Here is a 24,650-nt window from a genome sequence, read left to right as displayed (position 1 = left end):
AGAGGGCGGCCCTGGGCCGCGGAGACGCGAATGAGCAAGCATCAAGATAGTGCGGTGACCACTCACACCAATCTCAGCAGTGCCGAGTTGATCGAATTGGCGGTAGCCCGTAGTGAAGGTCGTCTGTCCAACAATGGCGCGCTGGTCGTCGAGACGGGCGAGCGCAGTGGTCGTTCGCCGAATGACCGTTTCATCGTCGATGAGCCGTCCACGTCCGACGCCATCGACTGGGGCAACGTCAATCGTCCGTTCAGCCCAGCGCGTTTCGATGCACTATGGGAGCGAGTCGAGGACTATCTTGGCGAGCGCACCAGCTTCGTCTCTGAGTTACACGTCGGCGCGGACCTTGAACACTATCTGCCTATTCGTGTCACCACCGAAACCGCCTGGCACAGCCTGTTCGCGCGCACCATGTTCGTGCGTCCAGACAGCTTCAATGCCAAGGACAAGAGCGAGTGGACCATCCTCAACGCGCCGCACTTTGTCTGCGACCCTGAGCGTGATGGCAGTAACTCTGACGGCATCGTGCTGATCAACTTCGCACGTCGTCGTGTGTTGCTGGCGGGTATGCGTTACGCCGGTGAGATGAAGAAAGCCATGTTCTCGGTGCAGAACTTCCTGCTGCCGGAAAAAGACGTCCTGCCGATGCACTGCTCTGCCAACGTTGGTGACGATGGTGAGACGACGCTGTTCTTCGGTCTGTCTGGCACTGGCAAGACGACGTTGTCCGCTGATCCGTCCCGCCATCTGATCGGCGATGATGAGCATGGCTGGGGCGAAGGCACCGTCTTCAACATTGAAGGCGGCTGCTATGCCAAGTGCATCGATCTCTCTCAAGAGAACGAGCCGGTCATCTGGAATGCGATCAAGTTTGGTGCCGTGTTGGAAAACGTGGTGCTGGATGACCGCCGTGGGGCTGATTATGGTGATGATCGGCTGAGCCAGAACTCGCGTGCTGCCTATCCGCTGGAGCACATCGAGAAGCGCGTACCGGAAAACCGTGCTGGCGAGCCGAATGCCATTGTCTTCTTGACCTGCGACATGTCGGGCGTGTTGCCGCCGGTTTCCGTGCTGAGCAATCAGGCAGCGGCGTATCACTTCCTGTCTGGTTACACAGCCAAGGTCGGCTCTACCGAGATGGGCTCTACCTCCAGCCTTGAAGCGACCTTCTCTACCTGCTTTGGCGCACCGTTCTTCCCGCGCCCGGCACGTGAGTACGCTGATCTACTGATCAAGCGTATTGAATCCTTCAGCTCGCGCGTCTATCTGGTCAACACCGGCTGGACCGGCGGCTCCTTCGGTGAGGGGGGCTCACGCTTCTCCATTCCGACGACACGCGGCATCATCAGTGCCATCCAGAATGGCTCCCTGGTTGATATCGAGACGCGCCACATTGATGTGCTGAACCTCGATGTACCGGTGCGTGTGCCGGGTGTTGATTCCAAGCTGCTTGATCCGCGTGATACCTGGCAGGATCGTGCAGCCTATGACGGCAAGGCACGTGATCTGTCAGCCAAGTTCGTCGAGAACTTCAAGAAGTTCGCGGGCGTGGATGCTGCTATCGTTGCCGCAGGTCCGACACTGGTCTGATGCGCGCATGATAGACGTGGCGCAACAGCGTCGCGTAAATGAAACGCCCCGCCCGGGTTCCCGGGCGGGGCGTTTTCGTGTGCATGGTGCAGATATTTACCGCTGAGGCTCTCAAGGACTGCCCCCGACGGCTAGCGATCGACTCGCCGGTGAGTCGAGCGCATCATCCGCCGAGCGCGGGTCTTCAGTGGTGTGAGCGTCTTCGACAACAAAGGGCGCGGGTGCTTGATACCACCAGCGAGTGGTCCAGGCACGCATGACGCGTTCTGGATACCAGGTCTTGCCAAGGCTTCCGTTATAGCGTGCCAATGCATCGGTGATGTCGCCTTTCTCGCGCTTGAGGTAGTGAGCCAGAATCGTAGCGCCATAGCGCAGGCTGGTGTCCTGATCGAGAAGATTGTCACTCGGCTCGCCGATTTCACGCTTCCAGAATGGCATCACTTGCATCAAGCCGCGCGCGCCGGCATGAGATACCGCAACAGGGCGGAAGGCGCTCTCCACCTGGATGACGGCCAGTATCAGCTCCGGCGCAAGGCCGGTGCGGGTCGCTTCACGGCGCACCTTGCGTAGCAGGTCGATACGCGCCGCGCGATCTGGCATATAGCGCTCAAGACGTTGCTGCATGCTCAGTACCCAGTGCAGAGCATCGATGGGGTCTTCGTAGCCTTCTGGCTCCTCAAGAGCCTCCCGCAAGCTGTCACGTAGCGCAGGTGAAAGGCCCTCTTCGGGAATTGCAGCGGCGGCGCGTACTGGTCCACTGATCAAAGTACCTGCGAGACAAACTGATAGCAGCAAGAGCGCGCCCAGTGCAGTGCGCAGCTGACGTTGCCATGTCACCTTGGGCACTGCATGGCGATCTATGCCACTACGCTGTGCTGAGGGAGTGTCAGATCGGCGCTGTTGAAATGTGGAATGAGGCGAACGGGAGACATCGTCCGCCGCAGTCGATGATGAGGTCATGCGCAGTCCCTGCGTGTATGTCAGTGCCATATTATGCCGTTTCCGTGGCGTTGACGTTAATGACTCGGTGCGCACTAATGAGGATCTTGAATAACGTGCTTCCAATGACGTATGCGTCTTGAACGACGACAGCCCGCCTCCGATGAAGGAGGCGGGCTGTCGTTGACTCGCTGACAGAGACTTAGCGGCTGCTGCGCTCGGCCAGGAACTCCATCAATGTATCGACGGGGATCATGGTCGCTTCAGCATCACGACGACCCTTGTACTCGTACTCGCCGTTATCGAGGCCACGGTCACCGATCACCAGGCGATGCGGGATACCCAGCAGCTCGCCATCGGCAAACTTGTTGCCCGGACGCAGATCACGGTCATCCAGCAGCACGTCATAACCCGCTGCCTTCAGTTCCTGATAGACACGTTCGGAAGTCTCGCTGACACGCACGGACTTGTGTGCGTTCATCGGCACGATCGCCACCTGGAATGGTGCAATGGATTCCGGCAGCACGATGCCGCCCTTGTCATTACCCTGTTCGATGGCAGCCGCCACCACACGCGTCACGCCGATACCATAGCAACCCATGGAGAGCGGCTGTGCCTTGCCATTCTCGTCGAGCACGGTGGCATTCATGGCCTCGGAGTACTTGGTGCCAAGCTGGAAGATATGACCCACCTCGATACCCCGTGCGATGTCGATGACACCCTGGCCATCCGGAGACGGATCGCCAGCCACGACATTACGGATGTCGGCGATTTCCGGTAGCGGTAGATCACGCTCCCAGTTCAGGCCGAAGTGGTGCTTGCCTTCGATATTGGCGCCGGCACCGAAGTCGCTCATCAGTGCGACACTGCGATCGATGATGATCGGCATCTTGAGGCCGACCGGGCCGAGAGAGCCGAAGCCAGCGCCAACGGCAGCGCGCACTTCTTCGTCAGTGGCCATGGTCAACGGCGCCGCGACCTGCGGAAGATGCTCGGCCTTGATCTCGTTGAGCTCGTGATCGCCACGCACCATCAGCGCGATCAATCCACCTTCTACGCCTTCGGCAGCCTTGACGATCAGCGTCTTGACGGTCTTCACGATATCCAGGCCATGTTGCTCGACCAGTGCAGCGATGGTCTTGGCGTTGGGGGTATCGACCAGCGTCATCTCTTGCGTGGCAGCCGCGCGCTCAGGTGTCTCACCCAGCGGTGCTGGCAGTGCAGCACACTTCTCGATGTTGGCCGCGAAATCGGAGCCAGTAGAGAAGGCGATGGCATCTTCGCCAGAGTCGGCCAGCACGTGGAACTCGTGAGAGCCTTCGCCGCCGATGGAGCCGTTGTCAGCGATGACGGGGCGGAAGTCGAGGCCCAGGCGCGTGAAGATACGCACGTAGGTGTCGTACATCACCTGGTAGGTCTCTTTCAGGGACTCTTCGCCGAGGTGGAAGGAGTAGGCATCCTTCATGATGAACTCACGTGAGCGCATCACACCGAAGCGCGGACGAATCTCGTCACGGAACTTGGTCTGGATCTGATAGAAATTGGCCGGCAGCTGCTTGTAGCTGTTCAATTCACGGCGCGCGAGATCGGTGACGACTTCTTCGTGAGTCGGGCCGACACAGTAATCACGTTGATGACGATCAACGACACGCAGCAATTCCGGTCCATACTGTTCCCAGCGGCCGGATTCCTGCCACAGTTCGGCAGGCTGGATGGCCGGCATCAAGACTTCTTGAGCGCCAGAGCGGTCCATTTCCTCACGGACGATGCATTCGACCTTGCGCAGCGTGCGCAGGCCCAGCGGCATCCAGGTGTAGAGGCCGGAGGTCAGGCGACGAATGAAGCCGGCACGCAGCATCAGCTGGTGGCTGATGACTTCAGCGTCGGACGGGGTTTCCTTGAGAGTGGAAATCAGCAGTTGACTGGCACGCATGGGCTCAGCGATCCCTCGACTTGTCGCTTTGATCGGTACGCTCCGCCGCGGCGGAACATGAACAGGCAGGGCTTCGGTGCGCCTTGTGAAGACGTATTGGCGAAGCAGACTGAGGCGCATTGTACTGCCGCGAGCCTTTAAGGGGCAAAGTGCGGTGTCAGGTAACCACAAAAGTCGCCTATCAATAATGGTGAAAGGCGCAAAAGCTAAGGGTGTTACGCGTATTACCTACGGCGCGATTCAGCGCACCGGCTGGATGGAAATGGATCAGGAGAATCACTCATGCAGTCATTCGGGCACCGCGAGGGACGCGCGGCACTTTCTCGTGACGAGCACGTGCAGGGCAGTGACGAGCGGGACGGTGCTAGGCGGCATAAGCGGACTGGACGATGGTTGACGTGGCTGATCTGCGTCGGATTAGGCGCGGTGTTGATGATTGCGCTGGCGCTGGTCAGCCATTCCCTGGTGAAGCCCTTCGTGGATGAAGGGGTGCACTTTGCCCAGATTCGCCAATTTCTGGAAGGCGATTGGAGCCAGCATCCCAAACTGACCACGCTGACGCTCTATCACGCCACCTTGGCTGTGGTGTTGATAGGCGTGCAGACACTAGGCGAGTGGTTGCATCTGCCACTGGCGGCAGCACTGCCAGATGGGCGTTGGCCAGGCATGCCTTCCGTCGACTGGGCGCGTGGCATATCCCTGGTGGGCTTCATGTTGCTGGCGTTATTGGTCTGGCGTCTATTGCCGAGCACTTATCAGCGGCTGGATCATGCATTGTCTCTTCCCCAGGCACGCCATGAGGCGAGTCGGCAATGCTGGCAATGGATCTGGCTACCGATCATCTTTCCGTATCTGGCGTTGGTCTATACCGATCCGTGGATCATCACGTTGGTCGCCCTGCAGCTGGTAATGCTGGTGCTACAGCGCAGAATCATGTTGCTGGTATTGATATTCGCCGGGTTGGGGCTACGTCAGGACAGTATCGTGCTGTTGGGGCTGTGGGGTGGCTTGCTGCTGTTTCTGACCCATCAGCAAGCCAGACAGGCGGCCTCGAGGGATGGCTCCTCTGAGGCCTTTCAGTCGCCGCTGAGGCTGTTCTCGACATGGTGGTCATTGTCTCAGCGTTGGTGGTGGGTGGCATTGATCCCCGTACTCGCCTTTCTGGTCTTCCTTGAGTGGAATGGTGGCATCGCGATGGGCGATACCTCACGACATCAGGCGGGCTGGCATACCGGAAATATCGGCTATTACCTGAGTGTGATCGGCATGGTCTTCCTGCCGCTATGGCTGGCAGATCTGCCCCGTCAGTGGCAGCTGGTACGTCAGCGTCCATGGTGCCTCGTGGCTTTGCTGGGCATGACACTGATACTCGCCACCACCTTCGGCGTGACTCATGACTATAACTTCCAGCTCTGGACCATCCGCAATCGCTGGCTATTGTGGCTGAGAGATCATCCTGCAGGGCTGTGGGTCACCATGTTGCTGTGCTCAAGTGTGGCGCTATGGTGGGTGCGCGCACCGCTCAGATTGGGACACGGCGGGCTGCTGCTGCTCATGCTTGCGTTGATGATCTGCACACGAGAATTGATCGAGACACGCTACATGCTGCCGCTCATTACCGTGTTTCAGTTATTGCGTGTACCAGAACGCCCCGCAGTAGAACGTGCGATGACGTTATGGGCAATGGCGATGGGAGCGATGCTACTGGCGGGATTGGTGCTGATACGTACCCTGCCATGAGCGACAGGGCAGGGTGACGGGATAATCGAAAGCATGATGACAGTGTGGCTAGTGAGGGGCCTGCGCCGCAGCAGGCTTGCCGGACGGTGTCTTTTTACGTGGCAACTCTGCTACCCAGGCATAGGCCGCTTCTCGCTCAGCGGGTGAGAAGTGCTTTACCTCCATCGAGCGGACCAGATGTTTGCTGAACTCGGTGACATGTCGTAGCCAGTCGGCTTTGCTGATGATGGCTTCACGCTCAAAATCACCGAGATGACGAAGTGCGTAGCCGATATCATTGAGAAGAGCGGCGGGCGTGATGAGCCCGAAGCGCTCGATCTCCACCAGTAATGAAATACGGCCATGACGCGCGAGCCGCTCATCACATTCCTTGATCACGGGCGTCAGCGAAGCCTGATCTATATTGCCTTCCAGTCGGAGTGCCACGACGTGATCGGCAGGACTCTTGAGCAGTGTCAGCATGGGTAGGCTCCTACTCCTGATAAAAGGGGAAAGCGATAGTGCATCGCTCCCCCTTCAGTGTAGTCGCCCGTCGCACTGATAACCGGTCGACAGCCGTCAATTTTTTCAAAATGTGGTGCTTGCGCAGCGTTATTCGCAGCGTGATGGACGCAGTCCGTACCACAGCGGCAGTGCGACCAGCAGGCTGCCACCCAACAGGTTGCCGATGCCAGCAGGAATGATGTTCCAACGCATGGCATCCCACCAGCCGGGACCTTCACCCGTCGGCATGATCATCGAGAAGTAGGCCATGTTGGCAGGGCTATGCTGGAAGTTGCCGGCCACGAACAGACTGACTGCCAGAAAGATGGGGATGAACTTGTCGATGATGGTTCTGCCCATCACGGCCAGAAACGCCGCCATGCCTACCATCCAGTTGCCCAGCATTCCCGAGAGCACCAGCGAGAACCAGCCTTGCGCGCCGCCCACCTGCTGATAGTGCATCTTTTTGGCGACTACGCTGCTCAGTAATTCCTGGTGTTCCGGCGAATAGACCTGCGCGAGCGAGACGACCCAGCCGGTGAGTGCCGTTCCGATCAAATTGCCTATCCATGCGAGTACCCAGAACTTGAGGCCTCGACGTAGCATGTCAGTGCGCGAGCAGTGGAGCGCGCTGACCGGCAAGATGACATTGGCCTCGGTAAACAATGCTGCACCGGTGAGAATGACCAGGAAAAAGCCGACCGAGAATCCCAGCCCTTGCAGAAGTAGTTGTATTCCGTGGGTCTCGACGCCAGTTGATAGCAGGATCGAGAACAGTGCGCCCATGGTAATGAAGGCGCCGCCGAGTATGGCGAGTACCAGAATACGGGGAGCGGAGAGGGTGTGAATGTGCTCGCATGCCTCCTTGCATATTTCCTGCGCGACATCGCGCGAAGCGATGAACTGTGTTGCAGGGCGTGGTGAGGTGTCAGGCATGCGGTTTTCCTTTCCGTGTGTAGGTGAAATCTTGTGTAGGTGAGACCTAATAGGCGAAGAGTGTCTCCCGAGGAACCTGAATTGGGGTAGAAGAAGAGAGTGTAAACGAGAGGGGCAGCAATGGGCGCATGCCACAGGATACTGATAAAGATGCCACATGAAAAAGCGCCGCTCCATCGTGAGATGAGGCGGCGCTATTGAATCTGGGTGCTGCTCGATTTGACACTGTACTAACATTATCTGGTGCGGCCAGCCGGACTCGAACCGGCACGCCCGAAGGCAGGAGATTTTAAGTCTCCGGTGTCTACCGATTCCACCATGGCCGCGCAGACTGGCGGATAACTTATCATATTTCAGACCAAGGTCAACTTTAATACGCAGAAATTACGGGCTAACTGGTTGTTCTACAATATATTTGAAGCTTGAAAATGTGATCTGGTAAAGGCAGGGCGCGACGAGGCATCAGGCATTGAGATAACGAATTGGGGTGGGGCAGGATAAAAACGAAAAAAATAGCGTGCAATAGTTTGAGACAAGTGCTGGGTATGTAGTTAGAAATTGACGACCCGAGAGGAGAGGGTGTCTACACCATTTCAGAGTGAAACAGGGGATGTTTCATTGTCTGAAATGGAGGCTGGAGTCGGAATCGAACCGGCGTACACGGAGTTGCAGTCCGCTGCATGACCACTCTGCCATCCAGCCTCAATGATCACGATGACAGGCTACGCTGTCGTCTGATCCGAGGAGTCTCTACTGATGCTACGTAGACACATGAGTCGTGAAATAGTGAATGAGATCTGATCTGGCCGATGTTGCTGCCAATGATCTTATCGCATGACTTTTTCACTGGAGCGGGAAACGAGATTCGAACTCGCGACCCCAACCTTGGCAAGGTTGTGCTCTACCACTGAGCTATTCCCGCTGAACTCGAGGTCGAATTATACGGATAATTCCCATGCTGTCAAACAGTTAATGGAAATCCTTCTCTCTGAATGAAGGGGGGCACAAGGAGTGGGCACATGAAGTGGTGCGCTCGTTCAAAGTGGCGGGAGCGTCTTTTTGATGGGCTGTAACGAAGACGCCCACAGGCAGAAAGCGCTGTGGGCGTCGAGAGTCGATCAGTGCGTGATCGGACTAGATGGAACGTACCAACTCTGGCCAGGCTGCACGTAGGTAAGCGATCATCGACCACAAGGTCAGCGCAGCCGAGATATACAGTAGCCCCAGACCCGCGTCGCCCCCCGTGCTTTCGGGCGCAAAGAACAGCAGCATGAACAGCGCCAGCATCTGAGCGGCTGTCTTGAGTTTACCGACCCAGGAAACCGCTACACTGCCGCGCTTGCCAAGCTCAGCCATCCACTCACGCAGCGCGGAGATGACGATTTCGCGACCGATGATGATCAGGCTCGGGATGGTCATCCACAGACTATCGTAACGTTCGATCAGCAGGCCAAGTGCCACGGCGACCATCAACTTGTCGGCTACCGGGTCGAGGAAGGCACCGAAGGGTGTGGTCTGATTCCAGCGGCGGGCAAGATAGCCATCGAACCAGTCAGTGATGGCAGCCAGCGCGAAGAGCAGTGCGGTGACAGGCAGGCTCCATGCATAGGGCAAATAGAAACACACCACCAGCAGCGGAATGAATACGATGCGGATCAGAGTCAGGATATTGGGAATGCTCATCGTGACGGCACGAGTCCTTGCATGAAGCGTAGGTGGCTGGGCGAAATGAAGGGCAAGAGTTGCAAGAGAGCCGCTCCGCTAGCGCCGCACAAGTCGCCTATTCTAGCCTGCCAGCGACACATTCATCCATGCCATTACGTGTGATATTCGGTCATAAAGTTGTCACTACTGGCCTCAGCCCACACTGCTGGGCAGTAACGGCCTAGCCATGCAGTGACTGATGAATCTGTTCAGCAAGTGATTCACTGATACCCGGCACTCTTGCCAGCTCCAGTGTTGAGGCCTGCTTCACGCCCTGCAGCCCGCCAAAGAAGGTGAGCAGTTCGCGGCGACGCTTGGGGCCAACTCCCGCAATTCCCTCAAGACTGGACGTACGCCGAGCCTTGTCGCGCTTGGCACGATGACCCGCAATCGCAAAGCGGTGCGATTCATCACGAATATGCTGGATGAGATGCAGTGCTGGCGAATGGCTGTCGAGATCCAGCGTGTCGTTGACCGTTTCGATGAACAGTGTCTCGAGGCCCGCCTTGCGCGTCGTGCCTTTGGCGACCCCCAGCAGAATGATGTCTGTCACGCCAAGTGTCTCGAAGACGCTTCGCGCCATATTGAGCTGACCCTTGCCTCCATCGACCAACAGGATGTCCGGCCGTTTGCCTTCGCCGTCTTGCAGACGCTTGAAGCGGCGCGTCAGTGCTTGCTGCATGGCGGCGTAATCATCGCCCGCCGTCACGCCTTCAATATTGAAACGACGATAGTCCGATTTGATCGGCCCCTCATGATCGAACACCACGCAGCTGGCGACCGTTGCCTCGCCATGGCTGTGCGAAATATCGAAGCACTCGAGACGCTTCGGCACATCCTCAAGCCCCAGTGCGTCACGCAGTGAGAGAAAACGATTGGAGAGTTGCTGGCGGCTGGCCAGTTGAGTGGCAAGTTGCTGCTCGGCGTTGGTCTGGGCGAGCGTAAGCCATTGAGCACGATGACCGCGGACCTGATGGGCCACGCGCACACGGCGTTCCGCTTTCTCGCTCAGGGCGCCCTCCAGGAGGTCAGCATCCTGAAGTGCGAGTGATGTCAGCACTTCATCCGGCATTTCCCTGTCCTGTCCCAGATAGTATTGGCTGACGAAGCTGGTCAGCAGTTCACTACTGGTGAGGTCCAACCCATTGCCGGGTGAGAAGTGACGTGCGCCGAGCATGCGGCCATGACGTACCGAGACCACGCTGATGCACAGCCCGCCAGGGCGCTCGGCAAGCGCAAGAATATCGGCATTGCCGGTGCCGGTATCGACGTACTGCTTCTCTTGCATGCGCCTGAGCTGGGCTACCTGATCGCGCAGCCTGGCTGCTTCCTCGAATTCAAGACGCATGGCAGCGTCTTGCATCGCCTGACTCAGCGCATCAGTCACCTTGTCGCTCTGCCCATTAAGGCACATCACGGCATGCTCCATGTCGCGGCGATAATCCTCCTTGCTGATGTAGTCGACGCACGGGGCAGTGCAGCGGTTTATCTGATATTGCAGGCAGGGGCGCTCGCGATGCGCGAATACCGAGTCTTCGCAATTGCGTAACCGGAAGATCTTCTGCATCAACGTCAGTGACTCACGCACCGCAACACTGCTGGGATAAGGGCCAAAATAGCGGCCATCATTGCGCTTGTGTCGTACGCGCTTGAATTCCAGGGCCGGATAATCGTGATGGTGACTGATGAAGACGTAGGGATACGACTTGTCGTCTCGCAGCAGAATGTTATAGGGCGGGCGCAGTTCCTTGATCAGGGTCTGTTCCAGCAGCAGGGCTTCTGTCTCGCTGCGGGTAATCGTGACCTGAACGTCGGCAATGCGTCCTACCAGTGCCTGAGTCTTGGTGTTCAGGCCGGTATTACGGAAGTAGCTGGCCAGTCGCGCCTTGAGGCGCTTGGCCTTGCCGACATAAAGCACCTCGCCGGCGGTATCCAGCATGCGATAGATACCGGGCGCTTCGCTGACATGCTTGAGGAAATGACGTGCATCAAAGCCGGTCGCTGCGCTGCCTTCAAGCAGTGCACTGCTGGCATCGCTGGTGATCAGGCGGCTGGAAACACGCGCGGCATCATTGCGTTCGCGATCATGTTGCAGGCGCAGTGTCTCGTCGATCGGCTGGTCATCAGGCGCGCCGCTGACATGATCAGCTGCGGGGGTGTTGGTGGGCTGCTTGGCCATGTGACTCCTCGTCTGGCAATGCCACAAGTCTATCAAAGATGATGGACGTCTCGTCATGCCGTGACATGACGACTGCGGCATGACGGCTAGTCCATGACATCCGGGCCATGACATCCCAGTCATCACGTCCAAGCCAAAAATGACAACGCCACCCTGAAAAGGATGGCGTTGTCTGGCGCTCGCAAGCGATGTTGTTGCGCCGCCGTCGGCTGTTGCCTTGCGATCAGGAGTCGTCGGGACGGTCCAGCGCATAGTCATCCAGCAGCTTGTGGCGCATTGCCAGGTGCGTCATCTCCACATCACTGGCCACCGCGAGTTTGTCAAAGATACGGTAACGATAAGTATTGACGGTCTTGGGACTTAGATGGAGGCGATCCGATATCTCGCTGACACGATGGCAATTGACAATCATCATGGCGACCTGGAGCTCTCTGCTCGATAGCTGCTCGAACGGATTGCTGCGTTTGGTATCCATACCGGAAAATACCAGGCGTTGAGCAATCTCGGGTGACAGATAGCGCTCACCACGCGCCACCTGGCGTATGGCACGAATCATCTCATCGAAGGGCGTGCCCTTGGAGATGAAGCCGAAGGCTCCCGCCTCCAACAGGCGTTTGGCGAAGGATTCCTCGAGATAGGCGGTCAACACGATCACTCTGACATCAGGCAGGCTACGCACGATCTTCTGTGTCGCCTCCAGGCCGTCTACGCCAGGCATGCGTATATCCATCAGTACGATATCCGGACTGTGTTCACGGCAGAGTTTGATCGCGGTTTCGCCATCCGAGGCTTCTGCAATCACCTTGAGCCCTTCCTCTAGCTCAATGGTACGGACGATGCTGGTACGCACCAGATGGTGGTCGTCAGCGACAAGAACCTTGATCAAGGTGGCTCCAGTAGGGATGTCAACGGGTAAGTGAGTGAAAGCGGCTTTCAATGTACCCATTGGGACTGGGCTTGTCGATGCCCACTGTTACCCTATGCGTCGCATGCAAGATAACCACTCAATGAAAAACATCAGGACGCAAGGGTGTCATTCAGACGTGATATCGGCATGAGGTCTCTCCATGAGCATTGCCTTCGCCAAGCGTGTACGACAGCGTCGGCGTATCGACTGCATGACATGCGGTAAAGAGCACAAAGCGCAGCAAAAATAAGAGGTTGACGACGTATTCGGTGCTCTGTAACATGCGCTGCATTGTGAAGAGGGGCCTTAGCTCAGCTGGGAGAGCGCAACACTGGCAGTGTTGAGGTCAGCGGTTCGATCCCGCTAGGCTCCACCATCATCACCGGTATGAGTGGTATGGTTGCTTCATGATGGTACTGTCATGTTTTCTGAGTGCAAGACATCAGGAAAGGCAGTCTGATTCGGGGCCTTAGCTCAGCTGGGAGAGCGCAACACTGGCAGTGTTGAGGTCAGCGGTTCGATCCCGCTAGGCTCCACCAGAATTCTTGAAAAAGCGGTCATCCTTCAGGGTGGCCGTTTTTTTGTGTCTGAATTTTCATGTCCGCATGTTTGGTGTATTGCCCCCCCCCAGCCCAAGGGGCGGAGGGAGCATCCTGTGAGGGCGCTGCAACGGCATCAGACGAGTACTACCTCCGAGCAGCACTATCATCCTATCGACGAAGAGCCAGCGTCGAGACGCTCGAACAGAATCAGGTGATCTGCCTGAATGCGGAGAGTGACCTCCTGCCCCGGCTGATAATCGTGGTGGCTGTTGAAGGCCGCCTCAACTTCGCGACCAGAGGGAAGCGCCAGGCGATAAAGCGTGCTGGTACCGGCAAAGGTGGCACTTAGTACCTGTGCTTTCAGGTCTGTATCCTGAGAGGCGCCTTCGGCGAGTACCAGATCATCCGGGCGTAACAGCACATCAACAGGCGTGCCTACCGCGTAGGCATAGGCACGGTTGCCCCGAATCGTGCCAAGTTCCGTCGACACGCTCTCGCTGTCATTCAATATGCCGGGAATGAAGTAGCCCTGGCCAATGAAGTTGGCGACGAAGCGGGTGGCTGGCTCATGATAAAGATTGAAGGGCGTATCCCACTGCTGAAGATGCCCAGCATGGATGACGCCTATCTGATCGGCCATCGCAAAGGCTTCGTTCTGATCATGCGTCACCAACACCGCACTGATACCAAGATGCTTGAGTATACGTCGCACCTCCTGACTCAGCTGACGGCGTAGTTCGACATCCAGATTCGAGAACGGCTCATCGAGCAGCAGAATGCGTGGCTCTGGTGCCAGCGCGCGTGCCAGTGCCACCCGCTGTTGCTGGCCGCCAGAAAGCTCATGCGGGAAGCGCTCGCCGAGATCGCCGAGCCCGACCAGCGTCAGCAGTTCCGCAACCTTCTCATGACGTGCCGTCTTGGCCATGCGCCGCACGCCAAAGGCCACGTTGTCGGCGACACTCAGGTGAGGAAACAGTGCATAGTCCTGAAACACCATGCCGACCTGGCGTTGTTCTGGTGCGGTCAGATGCGTCGCACTGGAAAGGACTTCTCCCTCGAGGCGTATCTCACCGATGGCGACCGGTTCGAAGCCGGCAATGGCACGCAGTAGGGTAGTCTTGCCACAGCCCGAAGGGCCGAGCAGACACGCGATGTCACCCTTGTTGAGTGAGAAGCTGATATCGCTCGTCACCACGGTAGTGTCGTAGCGACATTCGAGCGAGTCGATCTGTAGAAGCGGTTGCATGATGGCAGGTCAATCCGAACGCTGAGGGCGGGAAGGGCGCCGCTGGTGCAATGCTCTTGAGGCAATCATTGGCACGTGTATCAGAGCACGCATGTAAGCACTTGCTTGTGCGCATGTCGGAGCGCGTACTAGAGCACTTGATGGATCAATACGATGCAACCGCCGGCAGGGATGCAGGCGGTTGCGTCATGCTTCGCTTTGCTACCAACCCTGAGGTCAGCCCTGACGGCCCAGCATCAGGAATTCCAGCAATGCCTTCTGCGCGTGCAGACGGTTGCCCGCTTCTTGCCAGACAACCGCGCGCGGATCATCCAGCAGGCCCATGCTGATTTCTTCACCGCGGTGTGCCGGCAGGCAATGCAGGAAGATGACGTCAGCAGCGGCCTTGTCGAGCATGGCTTCATTGACCTGATAACCGGCGAAGTCAGCTTCACGCTTGAGCTGCTCTTCTTCCTGACCCATGGAAGCCCACACATCGGTGGTGACCAGGTCTGCGCCCAGCACGGCTTCCTGCGGGTCACGGTGAATGCTGACACGGCCCCCAGCGGCGGCAACGATTTCGCTATCCGGCTCGTAACCTTCCGGGCAGCAGATGCGCAGCGTGAAGTCGAACTGACGCGCCGCGTTGATCCACGAATGGCACATATTGTTGCCATCGCCGATCCACACGGCAGTCTTGCCCTTCACGGAGCCGCGGCATTCGGTCCACGTCATCACGTCGGCCAGCAGCTGGCAGGGATGATAATCGTCGGTCAGTGCATTGATGACCGGTACGGATGAGGCATCAGCGAAGGCTTCGATGTCAGAGTGAGCGAAGGTGCGGATCATCACGCCATCCACCATCTCTGATAGCACGCGCGCCGTATCACCGATCGGCTCACCACGGCCCAGTTGGGTATCGCGCGAGGACAGGAACAAGGCATGGCCACCGAACTGGGCCATGGCGGTTTCGAAAGATACACGCGTACGCGTGGAAGATTTTTCGAAAATCATCGCCAGCGTTCGGTTGGCCATGGGGGTATATACCGGGCCTTCCTTCTTCAGCCCGTCCTTGATGGTGATTGCGCGCTGGATGAGGTAGTCGAGTTCTTCCGGAGAAAGATCAAGCAAAGTCAAAAAGTGCCGGGTGGCCATCGAACGGGCTCCTGTCATGGTCTCGGACAGCGGCATCGAAAAGGGCGCCATGCGTCGGTGCAAAATGAAGTAACCGACCGTCACGGCGCCCTGATGGCGCTGCCTGTCAAAAGAGCCATCCTAGCCAGCTGAGCGAGCGGGCGCAACGCTGCGTCATGCTCTCTATACTATCTCTGCAAGCACGCAGAGAAGTGGGGGGCAGACAGCAATGTCTACCTGAGGCAATATCGGGGGCTGAATTCGTAGCTCACCCCCAGTAGAATGAGGGAATGACACTCACGGGCATGCGCCCACCGTCCGAGGATCTCACATGAGCACCACCATAGAATCGATTGAGAAGCAGATTGGCGATAACCCGATTCTGCTGTACATGAAAGGCACCCCGCAGCTGCCGCAGTGCGGTTTCTCTGCCCAGACCGTTCAGGCCGTGATGTCCTGTGGCGAGCGCTTCGCGTTCGTCAACATTCTCGATAACCCGGATATCCGTGCCGAACTGCCGAAGTACGCCAACTGGCCGACCTTCCCGCAGCTGTGGGTCAACGGTGAGCTGGTCGGCGGCTGTGACATCGTGGTTGAGATGTATCAAAGCGGCGAGCTGGAACCGATGATCAAGCAGGCCGTTCAGGAAGCACCTGCCGAGTGATCGGATGTTGATGCATACCTGTCGATAAGCCCTTGTTGACGGGCAACTGTTGATAAGTGCTTGCGAATAGACAATGGCTGCATTGATAGCAGAATCAAAAACGCCCCCATAGCATCGCTATGGGGGCGTTTTCATGGCGCGAACAAGCCATGACGTCAAAGGGGAGCAGAACTCAGGGTGCGGATGCTTCGCTATCCACGACTGGCTCGTTCATGCCCTGTTCTTCCATCGCCAGGTCCCACCCTCCCAGGTCCTTGTAGCGGTTGACCATGGAGCAGAACAGCTCAGCGGTGCGCTCGGTATCATAGCGGGCCGAGTGTGCAGCGGCGTTGTCGAATTCGATGCCGGCAGCGCGACAGGCGCGCGCCAGTACCGTCTGGCCATAGACCAGGCCCGCCAGTGACGCGGTGTCGAAACAGGAGAACGGATGGAACGGGTTACGCTTGATACCACAGCGTTCCACCGCTGCATTCAGGAAGCCCTGATCGAAGGCGGCATTATGGCCGACCAGTATCGCGCGCGTGCAGCCGTGGGCCTTGATGGCCTTGCGGATAGGGCTGAAAATTTCGCCCAGCGCCTGGCTTTCGACCACCGCCACCTGCTTGCGTACCGGGTTGTCCAGATCAATGCCGGTAAAGTCCAGCGCCGACTGCTCGACGTTGGCGCCCTCAAAGGGTGCCACGTGAAAGGCGTAGGTTGCATCCGGCACCATGTTGCCGTGTTCATCCATGGTCAGCGTGACAGCAGCAATCTCGAGCAGTGCATCACCGGCAGCATTGAAACCGCCCGTCTCAAGGTCGACCACTACCGGCAGGTAGCCACGGAAACGCTGTGCCATCTGCGTGCGCTCGCTCGCCTGGGTCATCAAGATCTCCAATCCCGTCATTGCATCTCGTGCTGCGCCGTACATGTTGCCGACGCTCAAAGTGCGCAATTGTAGCAGGGCGTGGGTAGCAGGGCGATGGCGGCGGCGATGGCAACCGGTTCGGAAGAGGCGGCACAGGCGGCTTGATGAACGTCAGGTGTCGGAGATCAGCCCTTGTGGGCAGTATCGGTGAGGTGCCAGCCTCGCTATAATCGGCCTCACATCGCGAATCGGATGGATGGGCAGTGTCGGTATCGAGATGCTTGTCTGTCATGTCCGGGCGATCTCATCCCCCTGCGGTAACCTCTGACGAGGTTACCGCAGGTACTACAAGCATCAACTCAGGAGTCAAGCATGTCCGACGTGAAAAAGGTCGTTCTCGCCTACTCCGGCGGCCTGGACACTTCAGTCATCGTCAAGTGGCTGCAGGAAACCTACAACTGTGAAGTTGTGACCTTTACGGCTGATCTCGGTCAGGGTGAAGAAGTCGAGCCGGCACGCGCCAAGGCAAAGGCTCTCGGCGTGAAGGAAATCTACGTCGAGGATCTCCGTGAGGTGTTCGTTCGCGATTACGTCTTCCCGATGTTCCGTGCCAACGCCATCTATGAAGGCGAGTACCTGCTGGGCACCTCCATTGCACGTCCGCTGATCGCGCGTCGTCTGGTCGAGATCGCCAACGAGACCGGCGCTGACGCCATCTCTCACGGTGCAACCGGCAAGGGCAACGATCAGGTACGCTTCGAGCTGGGTGCCTACGCGCTCAAGCCGGGCATCCAGGTCATCGCGCCGTGGCGTGAGTGGGATCTGAACTCCCGCGAGAAGTTGATGGAATACTGTGAAGAGCACGGTATCGAAGTCGACTATGCCAAGAACAAGAAGAAGTCGCCGTACTCCATGGACGCGAATCTGCTGCACATCTCCTATGAAGGTGGTGTGCTGGAAGACCCGTGGACCGAGTGCGAAGAAGACATGTGGCGCTGGAGCGTCAGCCCGGAGCAGGCGCCGAACGAAGCGACCTACATCGATCTGACCTACACCAAGGGCGATATCACTGCCGTCGACGGCAAGGAAATGGCCGCTCACGAAGTGCTTGAGCTCCTGAACAAGGTCGGCGGTGCCAACGGTATTGGTCGTCTCGATATCGTCGAGAACCGTTACGTCGGCATGAAGTCGCGTGGTTGCTACGAAACACCGGGTGGCACCATCATGATGCGTGCTCACCGTGCCATCGAATCCATCACGTTGGACCGCGAAGCGGCCCACCTGAAGGATGAGATGATGCCCAAGTACGCTGAGCTGGTATACAACGGCTACTGGTGGAGCCCGGAGCGCCGCATGCTGCAGGCTGCCATCGATGAGTCCCAGAAAGTCGTCAACGGCGACGTGCGTCTCAAGCTCTACAAGGGCAACGTGATCGTCGTCGGCCGTCAGTCTGAAGATTCGCTGTTTGATGCCTCCATCGCGACCTTCGAAGACGATGCGGGTGCCTACGATCAGAAAGATGCGGCTGGCTTCATCAAGCTGAACTCTCTGCGTCTGCGTATCGCTGCCAGCAAGGGTCGTGGCATCGAGTAAGGGACTATCGAGAGATGCCCGTAGGGTGAGACTGGCCAGTACGTGCGAGTGCTCACCTGACCCGAACGAGTATCTGTCGGGCCATCATGGCGCCGGCCCTTCCTGTAGCATTATCGCTGCTGGAGGGGCCGGCGTTGTGCTATCTGGTCAGTCATCTCACATCGGACCCCATGCGCAGGAAGTGCTTCGCATCGATGGCATGCAGATGGCCTGTTGCATCGGCGCGTGACTGTTCACGGTCAGGGCGGCGTGCGATGCTTGTCGCCCGTGTTTTTGACAAAGCAATAACTCATCAAATGTCAGTTTTCCGAGACCCTGTTTTTCAATAATCCATTTCTCGGAAACCATGGCCTGTCCGCTATCTTCATCAACGAGACAGTAACTCTTTATTATTATCATTATTTTCATAATGATTGCCGGTAACACTGTTACCGTGCCACGCAAGGGATATTCATCATGTTGGGAATGCTCAAGAAACTGTTTTCTGCTGGCGAGCCTGCCCCCGTCAAGGAGCCGGAGTCCACTGAATATAATGGCTATCTGATCGTGGCAATGCCGCAGAAACATGAGGGGCAATATCGCGTCTCTGGGCTTATTCGCAAGCCATTAGTGGTGAGTGATGACAACGCTGGCGAGCCAGGAGATGGCGAGATGCTAGAGCATCGCTTCGAGCGCTCCGATACCGTACCGTCAGAGGAAGGTGCGATAGAACTCACCTTGCTCAAGGCGCGTCGTACCATCGATGATCTAGGCGACAGTATCTTCACGCGTTAAGCCGCCGTCCTCGCAAACGCTGGATGGGTAGGTATTGACGTATTGACGCGATTTACTGACACCACGCTATCAGGAGCACGACATGATCACGGTTCACCATCTGGAAAACTCGCGTTCTCAGCGCATCCTGTGGCTGCTGGAAGAGCTGAACCTTGAGTATCGACTGGAAGTCTATGCGCGTGATGCCAACAGCATGCGGGCACCCAAGGCCCTGCGGGAAGTGCATCCGCTCGGCAAGTCGCCTGTCATCACTGACACCACCCTGACGGGGGAGAGTGGCGAACCGGTAGTGGTCGCGGAGTCAGGTGCCATCATCGAATATCTGGTGGATCTCTACGCCGCACAGAGTGCTGGCAATAGCGCGCACCTGCGGCCTGTCGTGGGTAGCCGGGCAGAGCGCGATTATCGCTTCTGGCTGCATTTCGCCGAAGGCTCCGCGATGACACCGCTGCTGATGCGATTGGTATTTTCGCGTCTCGACAAGAAACCGGTACCCTGGCTGATTCGTCCGATTGCGCGACTGTTGGCCAAGGGCGTCAATGACAACTTCATCACGCCGGAGTTGAAGTCGCACCAGGCCTACATGGAATCTTGCCTTGAGGGCCGACACTGGCTGTGTGGTGAGCATCTCACGGGGGCTGACATCCAGATGAGCTTCCCGGTTCAGGTCATGGCCTCGCGTCAGGGGCTTGAGGGGTATCCGAATACCCAGGCATGGTTGGCACGGATTCGTGAGCGTGAGGCCTATCAGCGAGCCGTCGCGAAGGGTGGCGAATTTTCGATGTAACAGCGTTACCAGTGCCATTGATGGCCGGAAGTTCATGGTAGGTAGCAGGCAGCCAATGACGGGCCAGTCGTAGTGTGGAACTCATCTCGGAGTAGATGGGCATAAAGGGATGTTTGACAAGGAGTTCACCGGGGGCGTTGGCATGACACGCAAGAGTCTGCGCGAGCAATCGCTGGAGTCCACTATCCAACAGCTGAAGCGCGACAAGGCACGCCTTGAGCGGCGTCTGTCAGGGCTTGAAGAAAAGCTCTCGGCGACCCTCGATGGCACCGGTCTTCGTCTGTGGCAGTTGGACGTGCCCACTGGCAAGCTCACCATCTTCAACTACCGTTGGGGCCGCATGCTGGGCTACCAGCCCGGCCAGCTGAATGCGCAGTTCGACGTCTGGCGTGATCATCTTCACCCGGGAGACCGCGACGAAGTACTCGCCAATCTGGACGACCACCTCTGCGGACGCACCGAGGTCTATCAGGTGGTACATCGCATGCTGGCCCGCGATGGCAGCGTGACCTGGGTGGCAGACCGCGGCCGCGTGGTCGAACGTGACGCCGAAGGCCACGCGCTTCGCCTACTGGGCACACATGTCGATATCAGTCATGAGAAAGACTACGAGTCACGTCTCAACGCGCTGGCCAGCACCGATGCCCTGACGGGGCTTGCCAATCGCCAAGCCATCAATGGCTGGCGCAAACGGCCGCTGGCCGATGATAGCGTGCTGTTGTTCATCGATCTGGACGGCTTCAAGCAGGTCAATGATCAGCTCGGCCACCGCGCGGGTGATGAAGTGCTGGTACTGCTGGCGCATGGGCTGAACGATGAGCTTCACCAGCTGGGTATTCACCATCATCTTTCGGCCCGTTATGGCGGTGATGAATTCCTGTTTCAGCTGCCGCGCATGACCCCGGAACGGGTTGAGATGATCACGCGTCGCTGGCTGAAGCGTTTCGAGCGACCTCTTGAAATCAATGGTGGGCTGGTGTGTATCGGCCTGAGTATTGGCGCCTGTTTCGGGCGCGATGCCGACGGCAGTTTCAATACCGCCCTAGAGCATGCCGATCAGGCCATGTATTACATCAAGCGCAATGGCAAGCATGGGGTCAACTTCCATCGTTCTGGCGCGTCAGCGCTGTCAGAGGAAGCGGTCAATGAGCGCGTGGTGCATACGGTGCCATTGTCCCGTGATGCAGAAGTGGCATTACAGGAGCTCGAGCGGACATCTTCACGAGGGACTGAGCCGAAACTTGTCTCGGCGCTGAAACCCACAGGTCTGAAGATTGATACTGTCAGCAAGTGACTGTCAGCAAGTGACTGTCGCGAGTGATATGAACTCCATGAAAAGACCCTCGAGCGTCAGACGCCGAGGGTCTTTTCATGTCGCATGCACCACACTCTATATTGATGTCATCCATCGCTGCGTCATATCGACATTCATGGTGACAAGAAGTGATCAGCGGTTGTCACCACCGTTTGTCATCCCCGTTTGTCACCACCGTTTGTCATCCGGATCTGGCATGGTGGTTACCAATCGATTTCTTGAATGACAATTTTCATCAGTCGGGGCACCAAGCCTCAAGGAGACAGGGATGTTCAGCTCTGATGGTATGCGACAGTTCATCAACCAACCGCGTCAGGTCGTCGGTGATGCGCTGGCAGGTCATGCGCGGCTATGTCATCCCGACGGCAGTGGTGTGCGGCTATCCGATCCCGCCAGTGGCATGCGGCTGGTCATCCGTGATGACTGGCGGCGTGAACATGTCGCACTGATTTCGGGTGGTGGTTCTGGTCACGAACCTGCCCACGCAGGTTTCGTGGGGGCGGGCATGCTGACAGCTGCAGTCTGCGGCGAGTTGTTCGCCTCGCCGACGGTAGATGCCGTGCTGACGGCGCTCAGAGAGGTCACGGGTGAGGCGGGGGCACTGCTGATCGTCAAGAATTATACCGGCGATCGCCTCAACTTCGGGCTAGCGGCAGAGCGTGCGAGTCAGGAAGGACTCAAGGTCGAGATGGTCATCGTCGCCGATGATGTGGCGTTGCCCGATAACCCGCAGCCGCGCGGGCTGGCGGGTACGTTGCTGGTGCACAAGATTGCCGGTGCGCTGGCGGCGCAGGGGGCCAGTCTCACGGAAGTGGCCGCCGTCGCACGCCGTGTCGCTGACAGCTGCTCGACCCTGGGCATGGCGTTCACCGTGGGACGCCACCCTGGCAAGCTGCGTGAACAACGTGCGCCGGAGCTGGGCCTGGGTATTCACGGTGAGCCGGGTGCCAGAACGCTCGACATGAGCACCATCCCTGCTGGTGACGAGGCGCACAGCATGATGGATATGGTCGTGACGGCGCTGCTGGAAGGCCATGCCCGCAAGGAAGCCGCCGGCACGCTCCCCGCCAATGGCCACCTGCTGATGATCAATGACCTCGGTGGATGCTCGCCGTTGGAGCGTGGCGTACTGCTGGCGGAGGCACTGGCACATCCTTCGCTACAGGCGTTGGGTATTCACGCTGTCGTGGGTCCACAGCCACTGATGACCTCGCTGGACATGCAGGGCTTCTCGCTGACACTGCTGCCGCTTGATGAGTCGCTGGAATCGGCACTGGCGGCCGAGTGTGTACCGGTAGCGTGGCCGGGTGTGCAGCGCGTCAAGCCGCTGACCTACCTGAGCCTTGAGCATGCTGATACTCAGTCTTCAGCCCAGTCCTCAGCACAGTCTGGTTCGGCCTCCACGGCTGATGGCAATGGAGAGGCGGGCCAGCGCGCCAAGCTAGCCTTGCCGGGAGATGCGCAGGTCGAGCAGAAGTTGAATGCCGTACTGGAGACACTACTGGCCAGCGAAGACGCGTTGGACCGTCTCGATGCCATCAGCGGTGATGGTGATACCGGCAATACTTTCGCCAGCGGCGCCAATGCCATTCTTGAATCGATGGAATGCAGCGAGCTGGCCTGTGGTGATGCGGGCCAGCTGATGACGTGCATCGGGCAACAACTTGCACGTGGCATGGGGGGCTCCAGTGGTGTGCTGCTGTCGATTCTGTTTACCGCAGCGGCCACGCGCTGGCGTGAGGAGGGCAGTGCCCTGCCGGTCAAGCACCGCTGGCATGCGGCGCTGTCTTACGGGGTGGCCCGCATGCAGCATTATGGCGGTGCTGCGCGCGGTGACCGCACCCTGCTGGATGCCTTGCTGCCAGCCCTTGAGGCGCTAGACACTCCGTCGGAGTGTGTTGACTGGGCCGCGATGGCACAGGCAGCCAGGCAGGGTGCGGATGCCACTGCCGAGATGACGACAGGGCGCGCGGGGCGCTCCGCTTACGTACCGGCAGAGCACCTTGCCGGTCACGGTGACCCCGGGGCAGAAGCCACTGCACGTATCTTCGAAGCGCTGGCGGATGTCGCCGAAGAACCCGCCTGCTGAGCACTGCCTGACAAGATTACCCGCGCGTGAGAGAGGCTAGCTTGCCGTCTTGCGCGTTGGCAGGCGAATCAGACGTGTCGCGATGGCGGTGCCCAGCAGCGTGATGCCCATGCCGGTGAGGATACGGGCGTCGATCACTTCATTCAGCAGCACATTGCCCCATAGCAATGCGCTGACCGGCACCAGGAAGGTGACGGAGGTAGTGGCCGTAGCGCCGGCACTCGCCAGCAAACGGAAGAAGATCAGGAAGGCGAGGCTAGTACTGAGCACGGCCAGCGCAATCGCACTGCCCCAAGCTTCAAGGCTGACACTGGTGGTTGGCCACAGCCATAGGCCGGGAATCAGCAACACCAGTGATGACATCGTGGCGCTGCCTGCCGCCAATACCGGTGACGGCAGATGGCTCAAGCGCTGGCGCGAGAAGTTGGAGGCGAAGCCGTAGCAGAAGGTCGCGCCGAGGGCCGCCAGAATGAACCAGCCATCACCGCCGAGCTGGAAATCGAGGCGATCACTCGACAACACGTAGACACCGCCGAAGGCCAGCGCCAGCCCCAGATACTGCTGCTTTTGGATGGGCGTGGCGAAGAAGGCCATGCCCAGCAGGGCAGTGAACAGTGGCGTGGTCGCGTTGATCAACGAGGTGAAGCCTGCCTCCAGCTGGGTGGTGGCCAGCGCCAACAGGCAGAAGGGTAGTGCCTGACTGGTCAGGCCCAGTACCATCAGTGAGCCTTTATGATCCCACACCATCTTGAGGCGGCCAGCGCCCAGCAGCAGTGGTGCCAATACCAGCGCCCCGATACCCATCCGCAATAGAATCAAGGTGACGGGGCCAAACTCCGGCGCTGCCACCCTCATGAAGATGAAAGACATGCCCCACAGGGTGGAGAGCAGAACAAGACGCAGGGCATCGCTGGGGGACATGGTGATCTCGACTGGATAGAGAAAGACGGGCTATCAGGCTAATCGCTCTCGCCCATGGCGTGAAGCACGTTCTTGTGCCTTCTCGTCGTCTTCTATCTTGCTGCCTTCCTCGCTGATGCTCTTGTCAGCGTCCTTGCTGGTACACCGCAAGCCTTCTTGGATCGTATGGCGGTGTTCAAGGCCTCGCCAAACCCGCCAACGACCTCTCGCGTGGCTGCTCCACCGCCGACATCCTCAATGTCATTGCGGTGACTGTTGTTCAGGCGCAGCAACACACCCCGCAAGACTGAGTTTCTTCTTCTTTTTCTTCTGATTAGCCGCTCACGGCGGATATGGCAAGCGAAAGCC

General features: G+C 58.3%; 19 protein-coding genes, 5 tRNA genes and 1 pseudogene. 11 read left to right on the top strand and 14 right to left on the bottom strand.

What is annotated here, in order from left to right; translation table 11 throughout:
* The first annotated feature begins 30 nt into the window (after positions 1-30).
* On the top strand, positions 31-1,590 hold the full coding sequence (locus GQR90_RS12985) for a phosphoenolpyruvate carboxykinase (RefSeq protein WP_158774475.1): 1,560 nt from the start codon (positions 31-33) through the stop codon (positions 1,588-1,590).
* Positions 1,591-1,701: 111 nt separating this feature from the next.
* On the opposite strand, the gene GQR90_RS12980 is transcribed toward GQR90_RS12985, so the two are convergent.
* Positions 1,702-2,436: a lytic transglycosylase domain-containing protein gene (locus GQR90_RS12980; protein WP_233266296.1), complete on the bottom strand. Its 735-nt coding sequence runs from the start codon at positions 2,434-2,436 to the stop codon at positions 1,702-1,704.
* A 295-nt stretch (positions 2,437-2,731) separates the two neighbouring features.
* The gene (locus GQR90_RS12975; RefSeq protein WP_158774473.1) at positions 2,732-4,462 is read right to left on the bottom strand and encodes a proline--tRNA ligase; all 1,731 of its coding nucleotides are present in this window, start codon (positions 4,460-4,462) and stop codon (positions 2,732-2,734) included.
* 282 nt (positions 4,463-4,744) lie between these two features.
* Between GQR90_RS12975 and GQR90_RS12970 the strand changes: the two genes are divergently transcribed.
* A complete protein-coding gene (locus tag GQR90_RS12970) occupies positions 4,745-6,202 on the top strand; it encodes a hypothetical protein (protein ID WP_158774472.1) in 1,458 nt (485 codons plus the stop codon).
* Positions 6,203-6,250: 48 nt separating this feature from the next.
* On the opposite strand, the gene GQR90_RS12965 is transcribed toward GQR90_RS12970, so the two are convergent.
* The 8 genes from GQR90_RS12965 to uvrY all read right to left on the bottom strand — a co-directional run bounded on the left by GQR90_RS12965 (position 6,251) and on the right by uvrY (position 12,390).
* On the bottom strand, positions 6,251-6,664 hold the full coding sequence (locus tag GQR90_RS12965) for an STAS/SEC14 domain-containing protein (RefSeq protein WP_158774471.1): 414 nt from the start codon (positions 6,662-6,664) through the stop codon (positions 6,251-6,253).
* Positions 6,665-6,793: 129 nt separating this feature from the next.
* Positions 6,794-7,621, bottom strand: coding sequence for a formate/nitrite transporter family protein (locus GQR90_RS12960; protein ID WP_158774470.1), 828 nt, complete (start codon positions 7,619-7,621; stop codon positions 6,794-6,796).
* Positions 7,622-7,862: 241 nt separating this feature from the next.
* A tRNA-Leu gene (locus GQR90_RS12955) sits at positions 7,863-7,947 on the bottom strand.
* A 302-nt stretch (positions 7,948-8,249) separates the two neighbouring features.
* A tRNA-Cys gene (locus GQR90_RS12950) sits at positions 8,250-8,323 on the bottom strand.
* A gap of 145 nt (positions 8,324-8,468) precedes the next feature.
* Positions 8,469-8,543 (bottom strand) — tRNA-Gly (locus tag GQR90_RS12945).
* Positions 8,544-8,755: 212 nt separating this feature from the next.
* Entirely contained in the window at positions 8,756-9,304 is a 549-nt protein-coding gene (gene pgsA, locus GQR90_RS12940; RefSeq protein WP_158774469.1) for a CDP-diacylglycerol--glycerol-3-phosphate 3-phosphatidyltransferase, read from the bottom strand.
* Between the two features lie 202 nt (positions 9,305-9,506).
* Positions 9,507-11,504: an excinuclease ABC subunit UvrC gene (gene uvrC / locus GQR90_RS12935; protein WP_158774468.1), complete on the bottom strand. Its 1,998-nt coding sequence runs from the start codon at positions 11,502-11,504 to the stop codon at positions 9,507-9,509.
* A 223-nt stretch (positions 11,505-11,727) separates the two neighbouring features.
* A complete protein-coding gene (gene uvrY, locus GQR90_RS12930; RefSeq protein WP_158774467.1) occupies positions 11,728-12,390 on the bottom strand; it encodes a UvrY/SirA/GacA family response regulator transcription factor in 663 nt (220 codons plus the stop codon).
* Positions 12,391-12,711: 321 nt separating this feature from the next.
* Here uvrY and GQR90_RS12925 point away from each other — a divergent pair.
* Positions 12,712-12,787: transfer RNA gene (locus GQR90_RS12925), tRNA-Ala, on the top strand.
* A gap of 87 nt (positions 12,788-12,874) precedes the next feature.
* Positions 12,875-12,950, top strand: a tRNA-Ala gene (locus GQR90_RS12920).
* 166 nt (positions 12,951-13,116) lie between these two features.
* Here the strand turns inward: GQR90_RS12920 and GQR90_RS12915 are convergent.
* Together GQR90_RS12915 and argF are read right to left on the bottom strand one after the other, a co-directional pair.
* Entirely contained in the window at positions 13,117-14,199 is a 1,083-nt protein-coding gene (locus GQR90_RS12915) for an ABC transporter ATP-binding protein (protein ID WP_158774466.1), read from the bottom strand.
* Between the two features lie 216 nt (positions 14,200-14,415).
* Complete coding sequence (gene argF / locus GQR90_RS12910; protein WP_158774465.1) at positions 14,416-15,333, bottom strand: ornithine carbamoyltransferase; 918 nt, start codon at positions 15,331-15,333, stop codon at positions 14,416-14,418.
* A 310-nt stretch (positions 15,334-15,643) separates the two neighbouring features.
* Here argF and grxD point away from each other — a divergent pair, with 310 nt between their 5' ends.
* A complete protein-coding gene (gene grxD / locus GQR90_RS12905) occupies positions 15,644-15,976 on the top strand; it encodes a Grx4 family monothiol glutaredoxin (protein ID WP_158774464.1) in 333 nt (110 codons plus the stop codon).
* A gap of 172 nt (positions 15,977-16,148) precedes the next feature.
* On the opposite strand, the gene rnt is transcribed toward grxD, so the two are convergent.
* Positions 16,149-16,862 (bottom strand): ribonuclease T, encoded by a 714-nt coding sequence (gene rnt / locus GQR90_RS12900; RefSeq protein ID WP_442778525.1) that lies wholly within the window; start codon positions 16,860-16,862, stop codon positions 16,149-16,151.
* 285 nt (positions 16,863-17,147) lie between these two features.
* Here rnt and GQR90_RS12895 point away from each other — a divergent pair, with 285 nt between their 5' ends.
* The 5 genes from GQR90_RS12895 to GQR90_RS12875 all read left to right on the top strand — a co-directional run bounded on the left by GQR90_RS12895 (position 17,148) and on the right by GQR90_RS12875 (position 23,381).
* Positions 17,148-18,416, top strand: a complete 1,269-nt coding sequence (locus GQR90_RS12895) for an argininosuccinate synthase (protein WP_267902055.1) — start codon at positions 17,148-17,150, stop codon at positions 18,414-18,416.
* Between the two features lie 456 nt (positions 18,417-18,872).
* Positions 18,873-19,190: an HlyU family transcriptional regulator gene (locus GQR90_RS12890; protein WP_233266294.1), complete on the top strand. Its 318-nt coding sequence runs from the start codon at positions 18,873-18,875 to the stop codon at positions 19,188-19,190.
* A gap of 82 nt (positions 19,191-19,272) precedes the next feature.
* Entirely contained in the window at positions 19,273-19,977 is a 705-nt protein-coding gene (locus GQR90_RS12885; protein WP_158774462.1) for a glutathione S-transferase, read from the top strand.
* A gap of 142 nt (positions 19,978-20,119) precedes the next feature.
* Complete coding sequence (locus tag GQR90_RS12880) at positions 20,120-21,271, top strand: GGDEF domain-containing protein (protein WP_199269429.1); 1,152 nt, start codon at positions 20,120-20,122, stop codon at positions 21,269-21,271.
* A 289-nt stretch (positions 21,272-21,560) separates the two neighbouring features.
* Positions 21,561-23,381, top strand: coding sequence for a dihydroxyacetone kinase subunit DhaK (locus GQR90_RS12875; protein WP_233266292.1), 1,821 nt, complete (start codon positions 21,561-21,563; stop codon positions 23,379-23,381).
* Between the two features lie 36 nt (positions 23,382-23,417).
* Here the strand turns inward: GQR90_RS12875 and GQR90_RS12870 are convergent, their stop codons facing one another.
* A complete protein-coding gene (locus GQR90_RS12870) occupies positions 23,418-24,302 on the bottom strand; it encodes a DMT family transporter (protein ID WP_158774461.1) in 885 nt (294 codons plus the stop codon).
* A gap of 185 nt (positions 24,303-24,487) precedes the next feature.
* Between GQR90_RS12870 and GQR90_RS12865 the strand changes: the two are divergent.
* Positions 24,488-24,592, top strand: a pseudogene (locus GQR90_RS12865) (phosphate acyltransferase); the annotation flags it as partial.
* Positions 24,593-24,650 lie beyond the last annotated feature (58 nt).

This window comes from Cobetia sp. L2A1, from assembly GCF_009796845.1.
GTDB lineage: Bacteria > Pseudomonadota > Gammaproteobacteria > Pseudomonadales > Halomonadaceae > Cobetia.
This window is presented reverse-complemented; position numbering and strand designations above follow the sequence as displayed.